The sequence below is a fragment of the Variovorax saccharolyticus genome, assembly GCF_030316765.1.
In the GTDB taxonomy this organism is placed as follows: domain Bacteria; phylum Pseudomonadota; class Gammaproteobacteria; order Burkholderiales; family Burkholderiaceae_C; genus Variovorax; species Variovorax saccharolyticus.
Genome location: NZ_JASZYT010000005.1, coordinates 1 through 12,552, shown reverse-complemented (window position 1 = coordinate 12,552; position 12,552 = coordinate 1). Strand labels below are relative to the sequence as shown.

At 68.9% G+C, this 12,552-nt stretch carries 8 protein-coding genes and 2 riboswitches; all 8 genes read right to left on the bottom strand.

Going from position 1 to position 12,552, the window contains the following annotated elements:
• Positions 1-28: 28 nt before the first annotated feature.
• Positions 29-283: riboswitch (cobalamin riboswitch) on the bottom strand.
• Positions 277-1,809, bottom strand: a complete 1,533-nt coding sequence (locus tag QTI45_RS16290) for a PepSY-associated TM helix domain-containing protein (protein WP_286655150.1) — start codon at positions 1,807-1,809, stop codon at positions 277-279. It overlaps the preceding riboswitch by 7 nt.
• 23 nt (positions 1,810-1,832) lie before the next feature.
• Entirely contained in the window at positions 1,833-4,076 is a 2,244-nt protein-coding gene (locus QTI45_RS16285; RefSeq protein WP_286655149.1) for a TonB-dependent receptor, read from the bottom strand.
• A gap of 125 nt (positions 4,077-4,201) precedes the next feature.
• Positions 4,202-4,464: riboswitch (cobalamin riboswitch) on the bottom strand.
• The gene (locus QTI45_RS16280; RefSeq protein WP_286655148.1) at positions 4,463-7,213 is read right to left on the bottom strand and encodes a DUF4118 domain-containing protein; all 2,751 of its coding nucleotides are present in this window, start codon (positions 7,211-7,213) and stop codon (positions 4,463-4,465) included. Its footprint overlaps the riboswitch before it by 2 nt.
• Positions 7,213-7,452, bottom strand: coding sequence for a hypothetical protein (locus QTI45_RS16275; protein WP_286655147.1), 240 nt, complete (start codon positions 7,450-7,452; stop codon positions 7,213-7,215). The genes QTI45_RS16280 and QTI45_RS16275 overlap by 1 nt, the downstream gene beginning before the upstream one ends.
• Positions 7,453-7,497: 45 nt before the next feature.
• On the bottom strand, positions 7,498-8,076 hold the full coding sequence (gene kdpC / locus QTI45_RS16270) for a potassium-transporting ATPase subunit KdpC (protein ID WP_286655146.1): 579 nt from the start codon (positions 8,074-8,076) through the stop codon (positions 7,498-7,500).
• 11 nt (positions 8,077-8,087) lie between these two features.
• Positions 8,088-10,184: a potassium-transporting ATPase subunit KdpB gene (gene kdpB, locus QTI45_RS16265; RefSeq protein ID WP_286655145.1), complete on the bottom strand. Its 2,097-nt coding sequence runs from the start codon at positions 10,182-10,184 to the stop codon at positions 8,088-8,090.
• 10 nt (positions 10,185-10,194) lie between these two features.
• Positions 10,195-11,997, bottom strand: a complete 1,803-nt coding sequence (gene kdpA / locus QTI45_RS16260; protein ID WP_286655144.1) for a potassium-transporting ATPase subunit KdpA — start codon at positions 11,995-11,997, stop codon at positions 10,195-10,197.
• A gap of 1 nt (position 11,998) precedes the next feature.
• Positions 11,999-12,097, bottom strand: a complete 99-nt coding sequence (gene kdpF, locus QTI45_RS16255; protein ID WP_286370192.1) for a K(+)-transporting ATPase subunit F — start codon at positions 12,095-12,097, stop codon at positions 11,999-12,001.
• Positions 12,098-12,552 lie beyond the last annotated feature (455 nt).

The window sequence follows — 12,552 nt, the reverse complement described above, 5'->3', positions numbered from 1 at the left end:
GTACGCACCACAAGGCGCGCCGATCGAACGGCGCGCCGCCTCGTTGGCCGGTATCCGGGCTGGCGAAAACGACCCGTGTTCCCTTCCCAGGCAGCACCGATTGCGCGGATTGACCCAGTGGATTGCAGACACGAGCGGCGAGCACGAGGGCTCACGTTCGCTTACCGTTGCGGGGGCAGCTCAGGTTGGGGCGCGCTGTGACTTGCCGCGCCACCCCTCCTGATTCCCGTTGAACTGCTTCGACCGGACGGACGAAGCGAGCACCAACGGCGCCGATCATAGCGGAACACCTTCGCTCCGACGGTGCGCGGCCTTCCTGCGCGCCGCAGCCCTGGGCAGCAGCGCGCGCCAGCCGATGACGCACGAGGTGATGCACAAGGCGATGCCCAGGGCGGACAGGCTCAGCACCAACGCCTCGCGCAACCGGGGGCGTTCGCGCAGCGGCTCGAAGTCGAGGCTGTGCAGTCCCTGGTACATGAAGCGCTGCCATCGTCCCGAGGGATCGACCCGCAACAGCACCTTGCCCGAGGCGGGATCGGCATAGAGGTCGGTGCCGTCGGACCAATGCGCGCGCCAGACCGGCAGGGGCCGGGCCTCCGAGGCTTCGGCCGAGCCCGGGTTCTTCGCGTAGTAGACATCGTCGTAGCGGTCGATCCGCTCCACGCGCGAAGGCGGTCTGTCGGCACCGCGCAGTTGCCGCAGCAGGTCCGAGACCAAGGGGTCCGGCAGCGCCGCATGCACTGTCGACGCAGCGCGTGCATCATCGGCGCGCACCCACCACCGCCGCTCCGCGCCCTGGATTCGATACCAGACCTGGCCGTCGACGCGAATCCGCTCGAGTTCCAATGGCTGCGCATCGGCCTCGCCGGCCCGCACCGCGGCCAGGGCCAGCGGCGGCGCCAGCACCGCGTCCCGGACCGGGCCGAGCCAGCGCTCGCGCTCGGCAGCCGACAGCCCGCGCGGCGAGAACACGCCATAGGGGTTCATCGACATCAGGCCCGAGAAGATCCAGGTCAGCGTGAACACCGCGGCGACCAGGCCCGCGATGTGATGCCAGCGCATCCAGAACTTGCGATAGGGAATCCAGCGCGTCCGGTTCAGGAACAGCTGCCAGATGCCCAGCGCCAGTCCGGTCGCCGCCAGCACCACGCCAGGGATCGACAGCCAGACGACCACCTGGTTCCAGGCTTGCGGAAACTGCCGCAGCACGGTCGGATAGATCCAGTGCGGGACCGCGCCGATCCAGTTCCAGAAGCGCTCGCTGCGGCGGGTGTCGCGCACCACCTCGGCGGCAGCACTCGACACGTACAGTTCCAGGCCATCGTCTCCTTCGAGGCTGACCTTGAACAGCGGGCGGTAGGGGTCTAAGGCTTGCGGAACCGTCCATTGGTCACGCGCCAGCGCTTCGGCCTCCAGCGCGCGCCGGCCACTGAAGCTCTCGGCCACCTTCATGGCCTGCCCGGCGCCGAGCGGCGCCTTCGCGGCGCCGGAGCGCGCATCGAGGACTTGCCACCGCGCGGCCTTCGCCGAACCGCCATCGACCAGCAGCCGCCACACCGGCTCCCCGGAATCGGCCATGCCCAGGCGGGCCTCGGTGAAGCTCAGGCCGGCCCGCCCGGCGGCCGCTTCGGCGCTCAGGCAGCAGCCGGCGTCCAGCGCCAGAGGCTGCAGCCCGGCGCGCCGCTCAGCCTGCGAGAGGTTCGGGAACGGCACGTAATACAGCACGATCCCGGTGATGAACCACATCAGGAACAGCAGCGCCAACGAGATGCCGAGCCACTTGTGGACGAAGATCAATGCGCGCTTCATGCCCGTACCACCGCCGTTGCCGGTCAGAAGGCCGCCCGGTAGCTGACCTCGAAGCTGCGCGGCGCGCCGATCAAGACCTGGTTGTTCGAATTGGCGCCGCTCCAGTAGGCGTAGAGCTCGTCAGTCAGGTTGCGAACGCGAAAAGTGATCTCGCCCTTCTGCAGGCTCCAGGTCGCATAGGCGGTCGCCGTCGTGAACCCGTTCATGCGGACCGTGTTGGCGTTGTTGGCGTAGGCGTGGCCGGTCCGGTTGATGCCGCCACCGATGCGCAGCGGCCATCCCGGCACCCGGTAGTCGGCCCAGAGGTTGGCCACCGTGCCCGGCACGTTCGGCGGCGTGTTGCCCGCGCGCGAGACGTTGCCGGCCTCGATGAGCCTGTCGAACTGCGCATCGACCCATGCCAGATTCCCGCTCAGCGTGAGCTCGCGTGTCGCCTTCCAGGCGGCGGCGAGCTCCAGGCCCTGTGCGGACTGCCTGCCGCTGTTGACCGTGAGCGTCGGGTTGCTGAAATCGCGCGACAGCACGTTGTCGAGCTCGATCCTGTAGGCCGCCAGCGTGTAGTCGAGACGGCCCGCCAGCGCCGACTGCTTGAGGCCGAGCTCCAGCTGCTTGCCGGTCGAGAGATTGAAGGCGGCGTTGGCCGCCGAGAGCAGCAGAAGATTGCCCGTGCCGACCGGCGCACTCGCGTTCGAGTACTGGGCGTAGACGGAGGTGTCGGGGTCGATCGCGAACACCACGCCCAGGCGCGCGGATGTGGGCTTGTACCTCTGCGTGAACGATGCCCGGGCCCCGGTGTTGAGGTCCAGGTTCTGGCGCTCCAGCTTCACGTAGTCCTGCCGCAATCCGCCCACGAGAGTCCAGCGGTCGCTGACGGACAGCGCGTCTTCCATGAAGACCGACCCCGTGGGTATCCGGGCGTCGAAGACCGTGCGATTGCCGGCACCCGCGAACAGCGCCGGCTTCGCGGCAAAGACCCCGTAGCTTCCCGGGAAGGTGGCGAACTCGCTCACCGAGAGCGCGTTGTTGGCCGCGGTCGACCCGTTGGAGAAGTCGCGGTTGGACGAAAAATCAGTCTTCGTGTATTCGAGCCCCGCCACGAACCGGTTCTTCATTCCCCCGATCGGCGACGTGTTCGCAAGGTCGAGCCGGTCCGTCAGGATCTGGTGGTCGTGGGTGATGCCGACCAGGTCGCGCACGATGCGGCCCGGGGCGACGAAGGCATAGGACTCCGAGTTGCGCCAGGTCCTGTCGGCCGTGTAGTAGGACAGCTGGTTGCGCAGCTTCCATTCCGGCGCGATCTGCCAGCTGAGCTTGGCGCGCGTCCAGAGGCTGTTCGCACTCATCTCGGCATCGTCGAAGTTGTAGTTGCGAAACGCGATGCTGCGGTCGACCACCCGCCCGTTGGCATCGCTGACGATGTCCGTGGGCTGGAGCGCGTAGGCACGCGGCACCAGCGGCGTGCCCTGGTAGGACAGCGCGCTGTCCCTGGCGTAGTCCATCGACAGATCCAGCCTGAGGTCGCGCGTCAATGCCGTGGTGTAGCCCATGGTGAGGTTGTCGTAGCGCTGCTTGTTGCGGTCGACATAGCCGTCGGTCTCCTGATGGCTGTAGTCCAGCCGGAAGGCGCTGCCCTCCCCGACGTTGACGCCCAGGCCGACGCCGGCCCGCGCCGTGCCGAAGCTTCCGTACGAGAGCATGGCCTCGGCCCCGGGGTTGTTGCGGTCGGGTCGCTTGGTTACGAAGTTCACGGCCGCGCCGATGGCGCCTTCACCGTAGAGAACCGACGAGGGGCCCTTCAGGACTTCGATGCGCTCGTAGTTCCAGGTGTCCTGGGGCCGGCTCACCATCGTCGGCACCGCGATGCGATCGCCGTCGAACAGATAGGTGATGAAGCCGCCGGTGAAGCCGCGCGTCGAGATCACCGATGGCGATCCCGGCGCTCCGCCGGCAGTGATGCCCACGCCGCCGCGCAGGGCCTCCTCGAAGGTCCGTGCGCCACGCCGCTCCATGGTCTCCTGGCTGATCACCTCGACCGAAGCCGGCGTTTCCATCCCGCTCAGGCCCAGCCTGCCGGCCACCTCGGTGGTGGCCTGGAGCGCCGGCGCCTGGTCCTGCAGGGTGGCCGTCACCTCGACGGCGCGCAGGCTCTCCTGCGCCAGCGCCGAGCTGCTGGCGATGAGGGCGACAAGGCCCGGTATCGTGATGTTCAGAGACGTGAAAGGACCTGAGACCCGGGTCCGGGTCCCAAGCTCGGCAGGCTTGCGCATAGGGTGTTCCTTCAGCCCGCATTCCCGCTGGGCTGTTCAAAGAGATACACGCTGCGATTGCACGAGCCGATGCCAACCCGGCACGCAAGTGCCGAGCAGCCCGGACAAACGCACTCCCGCAGCGTCCGAAGGCGATTGCGAAGGCCGGTATCCGGGCTCGCGGGTTGCTGTCATGCGCTTGCGCACGACAACAGAAGCTTCGCCTTCCCACGCTCGACTCGAGCGCAGTGGCTGCGAACACCCACAGGTGCTCACTCGAAACTTCTCTATCCGCTGACCGTTGCGGGGGCAGCGCAGGCATTGCGCGTCAGCGACGCGCGCACCTGCTTCCCGTTTAACCTCCCAGACCGTTTCCGGCTTGGGGGGCACCTTCGAACCGAGGCGGATTATAGGAAGGGCCGATGAGGCGGCTCGCGCCGAGGCAAGGTCACGCTGAATTCGGCGCCGCCGCCGGCCGCGTTGGCCGCGGCGATCTCCCCGCCATGGGCGCTCACCACCGCCTTGCAGATCGCAAGGCCCAGGCCGACACCGGGCGTGGCCGATTCCGCCTGGCCGCGCGTGAACTTGTCGAACAGCGTCTGTTCCCGGCCTCGCAGCGCGGCCGGCAGACCCGGGCCATGGTCGCGGACGGTCAGCAGCAGGGCATGGGGCGTCGCCAGCGCGCCAACAACGATGGGCGGGGCACCGTACTTGGCGGCGTTCTCGAGCAGGTTGACCAGCACGCGCTCGATCAGCGTCGCATCGAACTCGACCAGCGGCAGGTCCGAAGGCAGTTCGGTCTGCACCGTCCTGTCACCCAGCGCGGGCCGCGCCGCGCGAATCGCCGAACCGACGACTTCTTCCACCGACTGCCAATCACGCCGCAGGTTGACGGCGCCGCCTGCGATGCCGCTTTCCAGCCGCGCCATGTCGAGCAAGTTGTTGACCAGCGCATTCAACTCGCGCGCCTGGGCCACGATCGCGCGCGCGACTTCGGCGTGGGCCTGGGGCGGTTGCGCCTGCAGCGACTCCGCCAGCGCGATCAGCGCCGTCAGCGGCGTGCGCACATCGTGCGAGATGGCGCCGAGCAGCGCATTGCGCAATCGCTCCGACTCCATATCGACCACCGCCTGCTGCGCCACCTCGACGTAGTGCACCCGCTCCAGCGCGATCGCGATCTGGCGCGCCAGCGTGTCGAGCTGCTGGTTCTGTTCCGGAATCAGCAACCAGCGCGGCTGCGCGGGTTCGAGGGCGAGCACGCCACGCACGCGCATCGGCGCCTTGAGGGGCACGTAGTGCCAGGGCTGGGCCGCCAGCGTCGCGGTCGCGAGGCCGGCCGGCTGCCCCTGCCTGAAGGTCCAGTCGGCCACGCTGGGATCGAAGCCGGGCACCGGGTCGGCAGGCATGACCAGCCGGTCGTTGGCGTCCGCCACCAGCACCAGCGCGCGGCCGCCGAAATGGCCCTGCACCGCAGCCGCGCCCAACTCGACCACCTGCGCGCTTTCGAGCGCGGCCGAGAGTTCGCGCGTGAGCTCGAACAGCGACTGGGCCCGCCGCTCCCGGCTGGTGGAGACGCCGGCGGCGAATCGCAGCCCCGCGGTGAGCTGCCCGATCAGCAGCCCGACGCCGAGCATGACCACGAAGGTCACCAGGTACTGCGCGTCGCTGACCGCGAACGACAGGCGCGGCGCCACGAAGAAGTAGTCGAAGGCGGCGACGTTCATCACCGCGGCCAGGGCGGCCGGGCCGCGCCCGAATCGAAGCGCGACGCCCACCGCGCCGAGCAGGAACAGCATGACGATGTTGACCAGTTCCAGCACGCCGGCCAGCGGCATGGCCACCAGCGTGATCGCGATGCTGGTGGCGCCCGCCCACGCGTAGCCGGGCCAGCGGGCACGCGAGCGCTCGTCCTCCGGCAGGCCGGGTTCGTCGCGCCGTCCGCCCGGGCGGACCTGGGCGAGGCGGCGCGAGCTGTCGGCCCGGGCCACCTCCAGGATGTCGAGCGCGGGCGCGCAGCGTGCCAGTTCGCGCGACAGGTCGGTCGGCGCCCACCAGCGCGCCCAGCCCCGCGCCGGCGCAGCGCGTCCCATCACCAGCGTGGCGCAATTGAGCCGCTGCGCCTGGGCCGCGAGCGCTTCGGCGATGCGGGTGCCGGTCAGCACGGCTGTCACGGCGCCCAGTTCTTCCGCCAGCTTGAGCACCGCGAGGATGCGATCTCGCCGGTCCGCGTCCAGGCGCTGCAGGCTTGGCGTCTCGACGTAGGCCGCATGCCAGCGCACATTGAGCTGCCCGGCCAGCCGGGCCGCGGTGCGCACCGTCTGGCCCGCTTCCTCGTGCGGCCCGACGCAGGCCAGGATCGCACCGGAGGTGTTCCACGCAGGCGGTCCGGCCACGCCCTGCGGCCCCGATTGCTCCACGCGCCAGCCGCGCACGTCGTCCTCCACGTGCTCGGCGGTGCGCCGCAGCGCGATCTCGCGCAGCGCGATCAGGTTGCCCTTGCGGAAGAAATTCTGCGCCGCCCGTTCGGCCTGCTGCGGCAGATAGACCTTGCCGGCCGCCAGCCGCGACGTCAATTCGTCGGGCGTGACATCGACCAGCACCACCTCTTCGGCCTCGTCGAGCACCGTGTCGGGCACGGTCTCGTGCACCCGCACGCCAGTGATCGCGCCCACCGTGCCGTTGAGGCTTTCCAGATGCTGCACGTTGAGCGCCGACCAGACCTCGATGCCGGCGGCCTGCAGTTCCTGCACGTCCTGCCAGCGCTTGGCATGGCGCGAGCCCGGCGCGTTGGCATGCGCCAGCTCGTCGACCAGCAGCACCGCCGGCCGGCGCGCCAGCGCGGCATCGAGGTCGAACTCGGACAGCGTGCGGCCGCGGTAGGCGAGCTCGCGCAAGGGCAGGGTCTCGAGGCCGGCGAGCAGCGCCGCGGTCTCGCTGCGCCCATGCGTCTCGACGACGCCGATGACCACGTCGCGCCCCTGCGCCAGCTCGCGCTGTGCGGCGCTCAGCATCGCCCAGGTCTTGCCCACGCCCGCATTGGCGCCGAAATAGATGCGCAGCTTGCCGCGCCGGGCACGGGATTCCTCCGCCCGCATCTGTGCGAGCAGCTGGTCGGGGTCCGGACGGCCGTCCGCGGCGGAGAGGAGCGAGCTCGACATCAGTGGCTTTCCCGATCGGCAGAGCGATGGCGGCGCTCGTCCGGATCGCCATGCGCCTGGCGCAGTGCGTGACGCCGCTTCGCGGGATCCGGCGGCTGCCGCTCTCGTGGGGTGTCGCGCCCGGCCGCCTTGCCACGGCGATGGCGCACGCTCACCCAGTGAACGATGGCCCATGCGAAGCCCATCGGGAGAAAGACGGCGATCAACGCACCCAGTGCATTCAAGACATCAGAAGTCATCGATTCCCCTGCTCGGCGCTGCGGTCTCTTGCCCTGCCCTGATCCTCAAGGGGAAGGCTGGGCGTCGAGCGCCAGGTTGAGCGCCAGCACGTTGACGCGCTGCTCGCCGAGCAAGCCCCACAGCGGCCCCTCGGTGTGCGCCACGATCAGCCGCTCGACCGTTTCCAGCGGCAGCTTGCGCAGGCGCGCCACGCGTGGCGCCTGGTAGTGCGCAGCGGCGGGGCTGATGTCCGGATCGAGCCCGCTGGCCGAGGTCGTCACCAGGTCGACCGGCACCGGCACCGTGTTGCCGGGATCGGCCGCGCGCAGCGCCTCGATGCGAGCCTTGACCGCTTCGACCAGTGCCGGATTCAGCGGCCCCTGGTTGGCGCCGCCCGAAGCGGCCGCGTTGTTGGGCATCGGCGCCGTGGCCGATGGCCGGCCCCAGAAATGGGCCGGATCGCTGAAGTTCTGGCCGATCAGGGCCGAACCCACCGTCACGCCGTCGCGCACGATCAGGCTGCCCGCCGCCTGCTGGGGAAACGCGGCCTGCGCGACGCCGGTCACGGCGAGCGGATAGACGATGCCTGTCAGCGCGCTGAGCAGTGCGAACAGAACGAGAGACGGACGAAGAATGCTTGTCATGGTGTGAATCCTCAGACCAGGCCGGCCGCAACCAGCAGCCAGTCGATGAACTTGATGCCGATGAAGGGAACGATGAGCCCGCCGAGCCCGTAGATCGCGAGGTTGCGGCGCAGCAGCGCGGCGGCGCCGACCGGGCGGTAGCGCACGCCCTTGAGCGCCAGCGGGATCAGGAACACGATCACCAGCGCATTGAAGATCACGGCCGACAGGATCGCCGACGACGGGCTCGCCAGCCGCATCAGGTTCAGCGCGCCCAGTTGCGGATAGGTCGAGACGAAGATCGCCGGGATGATCGCGAAGTACTTCGCGACGTCATTGGCGATCGAGAAGGTGGTCAGCGAGCCGCGCGTCATCAGCAGCGCCTTGCCGGTCTCCACCACCTCCAGCAGCTTGGTCGGGTTGGAGTCGAGGTCGACCATGTTGGCCGCCTCCTTGGCGGCCTGCGTGCCGCTGCCCATCGCCACCGCGACATCGGCCTGCGCCAGCGCCGGCGCATCGTTGGTGCCGTCGCCGGTCATCGCGACCAGCCGGCCCTCGGCCTGGTAGCGGCGGATCAGCGCCAGCTTGTCCTCGGGCGTGGCCTCAGCCAGGAAATCGTCGACCCCGGCCTCGGCCGCGATCGCCGCCGCCGTGAGCTTGTTGTCGCCGGTGATCATCACGGTCTTGATGCCCATGCGGCGCAGCTCGGTGAAGCGTTCCTTGATGCCGGTCTTGACGATGTCCTTGAGCTCCACGATGCCCAGCACCCGCGCGCCCTCGGCCACTGCCAGCGGCGTGCTGCCACGACGCGACACCTGGTCGGCGGCCTGCAACAGCGCACCGGGCACCGTGCCGCCGAGCGCTTCGACATGCCGGCGCACCGCATCGACCGCTCCCTTGCGCAGAACGATCGCCTCGGCGTCCAGGCTGTTCGGCGCCGGCGGCAGGTTGGCCCCGCTCATGCGGGTCTGAGCCGTGAAGGGAACGAAAACAGCGCCCTCCACACCCTTGTCTTCGACGCCGCCACGACGGGCCAGCTCGACGATGCTGCGGCCTTCCGGCGTCTCGTCGGCCAGCGAGGCGAGCACCGCGGCATGCGCCAGCCTGGCCTGCGAGACGCCGGGCGCCGTGAGGAAGGCGCTGGCCTGGCGGTTGCCGTGCGTGATGGTGCCGGTCTTGTCGAGCAACAGCACGTCGACGTCGCCCGCCGCCTCGACCGCGCGGCCCGAAGTGGCGATCACGTTGGCCTGCATCATGCGGCTCATGCCGGCCACGCCCACCGCCGACAGCAGGCCGCCGATGGTGGTCGGGATCAGGCACACGAGCAGCGCCACCAGCGCCGTCAGCGAAACCACGGTGCCGGCGCCCGCCGCCGAGACGCTGAACTGCGAGAAGGGCAGCAGCGTCGCGGTGACCACCAGGAACACCAGCGTCAGCGCCACCAGCAGGATCGTGAGGGCGATCTCGTTGGGCGTTTTCTGGCGCTTGGCCGCTTCCACCATGCCGATCATGCGATCGAGGAAGGACTCGCCCGGGTTCACCGAGATGCGCACCACCAGCCAGTCGGACAGCACCCGCGTGCCGCCGGTGACGGCCGAGAAGTCGCCGCCCGACTCGCGCACCACAGGTGCCGATTCGCCGGTGATCGCGCTCTCGTCGACCGAGGCCACGCCCTCGATCACCTCGCCGTCGAGCGGGATCACGTCGCCGGTCTCGACCAGCACCACGTCGCCGCGGCGCAGGTTGGGTGCCTGCTCGGGCAGGAAGCCCGCGCCATGGAAAGGCTCGTTCAGCTTCTTGGCCCAGGTGTCCTTGCGAAGGCCGCGCAGCGCGGCCGCCTGGGCCTTGCTGCGGCCCTCGGCCAGCGCCTCGGCGAAGTTGGCGAACAGCACCGTGAACCAGAGCCAGACCGACACCGCGAGCACGAAGGCCGGCGGCATGCCGCCATCGCCTTCGAAGCCCAGCGCGTGCAGCCACAGCAGCGTCGTCAGGATGCTGCCGACGTAGACGATGAACATCACCGGGTTGCGCCATTGCACCCGCGGGCTCAGCTTCGCGAAGGCGCCCCGGAGCGCGGGCTTGACGAGCTTTGGGTCGAACATGGATTGCGAAATGGATGTCTTCTTCATGGCCGAGGCCCTACTTCCAGAGGATCAGGTGCTCGACGACCGGGCCCAGGGCCAGTGCCGGCACATAGTTCAAGAGGCCCACCAGCAACACGGTGCCGATCAGCAAGGTCACGAACAGCGGTCCGTGCGTGGGCATGGTGCCGGCGGTCACCGGGAGCCGCTTCTTCGCCGCCAGGGCACCGGCGATCGCCAGCACCGGCACGATCACGCCGAAGCGGCCGAACCACATCGCCACCGCCAGCAGCGCGTTGTAGAAGGGCGTGTTGGCCGACAGCCCGGCGAAGGCGCTGCCGTTGTTGTTGCCGGCCGAGGTCAGCGCATACAGGATCTCCGAGAAGCCATGGGCTCCGGGGTTCGCGATGCCGGCCTTGCCGGCGTCGGCGATCACCGCCACCGCGGTGCCGGCCAGCACCAGGATCGGCGTCACCAGGATCGCGATCGAAGTCAGCTTCATCTCGTGCACCTCGATCTTCTTGCCGAGGTACTCGGGCGTGCGGCCGATCATCAGGCCGGCGATGAAGACCGCGAGGATCGCGAACACCAGCATGCTGTAGAGCCCGGTGCCGACGCCGCCGAAGACCACCTCGCCGAGCTGCATCAGCACCATCGGCACCATGCCGCCGAGCGGCGTGAAGGCATCGTGCATGGCGTTCACCGCGCCGCAGGAGGCCGCCGTGGTGACGGCGGCGAACAAGGCCGAGGCCGCGATGCCGAAGCGGGTCTCCTTGCCTTCCATGTTGCCGCCGGCCTGCAGTGCGCTCGATGCCTGGTCGACCCCCAGCGCACCGATCAGGGGATTGCCGGCCTGCTCGGCGGGGATCACCAGAACGACAGCGGCAACGAACAGCACCGTCATCGCCGCCAGCACCGCCCAGCCCTGGCGCAGGTCGCCGACCACGCGGCCGAAGGCGAAGCACAAGGCCGCCGGGATCAGGAAGATCGCCAGCATCTGCACCAGGTTGGTCAGCGCGGTCGGGTTCTCGAACGGGTGGGCCGAGTTGGCGTTGAAGAAGCCGCCACCGTTGGTGCCGAGCATCTTGATCGCCTCCTGCGAAGCGACCGGGCCCATCGCAAGCGTCTGCGTCGTGGCCTTCGCGTCTTCGAGCACCGGCTGGCCCGCGGCATCCTTGACAGGCTGGCCGCTGCCGTCGAGCTTCGGCGTCTGGTAGGCCGTGGCTTCCACCGTCGTCACGGTCCGGTAGGCGTCGAAGTTCTGGATCACGCCCTGGCCGGCGAAGAAGAGCGCGAGCACGAAGGAGATCGGCAGCAACAGCCACACGGTGATCCGCGTGACATCGACCCAGAAGTTGCCGACCCAGCCCTTGCCGTCGGTGCTGCGCGAGGCAAAGCCCCGGGCCAGCGCGAACGCGACCGCGATGCCGGTCGCGCCCGACACGAAGTTCTGCACCGTGAGGGCGAGCATCTGTGTCAGGTAGCCCATGGTCGACTCGCCGGCATAGCCCTGCCAGTTGGTGTTGGAGACGAAGCTCACGGCGGTGTTGAAGGCCGAGTCCGGCGACACGGCCGCCATGCCCGCCGGATTGAGCGGCAGCACGGCTTGCAGTCTCTGCAAGCCATAGACGGCCAGCGCGCCGATCGCATTGAATGCGAGCAACGCGAGAGCGTAGGTCTTCCAATGCATGGAACCGTCGGCGGCGGCGCCCGCGAGGCGGAAGACCGGTGTCTCCACACGCTGCATCCAGCGCGGCAGGCGGCCCTCGCACAGGGCGGCGACGAAACGGCCGAGCGGCCAGGCCAGCAGGCCCAGCGCGGCGAGAAAGAGGGCCAGCAGGCCCCAGGCGGAGGCGTTCATGTCAGAACTCCTCGGCGCAGATCAGCGCGAACACAAGGTAGGCGAACAGCAGCACGGCGAGCAGGCCGCCGAAGCCATAGAGAACTTCGAGGCCGATCACGAACGCTCTCCCCTGGGCGCATCGAGCTGCGCGAGCCCAAGCACCATTCCGGCCGTCACGGCCCACATCACCGCGATGGCGGCAATCCACACGAAATCCATTCTTCACTCCTGGAGACAAGACGATGAAACGAGTCTCGCCAGGGGTGCATAAAAAGGGTGAACAGAGATCGCCGCGCTCTGTAAAAAAAGCGTAAACGAGGCAGATGGTCGAATGAATCTTTATGCGCGAGGCCCGATTTTTTACGAGGCTTTTACGAGCGCGACCGTACGCTGCGCTCTCCTCTCTCGCTCATCGAACATGAAACACGCAACTGAAAGAACCCTGCTCGCCGCATCCCTGATCGCCCTGCCGCTGATCGCCAGCGCGCAAGCCGCAGCCGAACCCGCAGCGGCGCCGAATCTCACGGGCAACGTCGCGATCACGACCAACTACAAGTTCCGCGGCCAGGACCA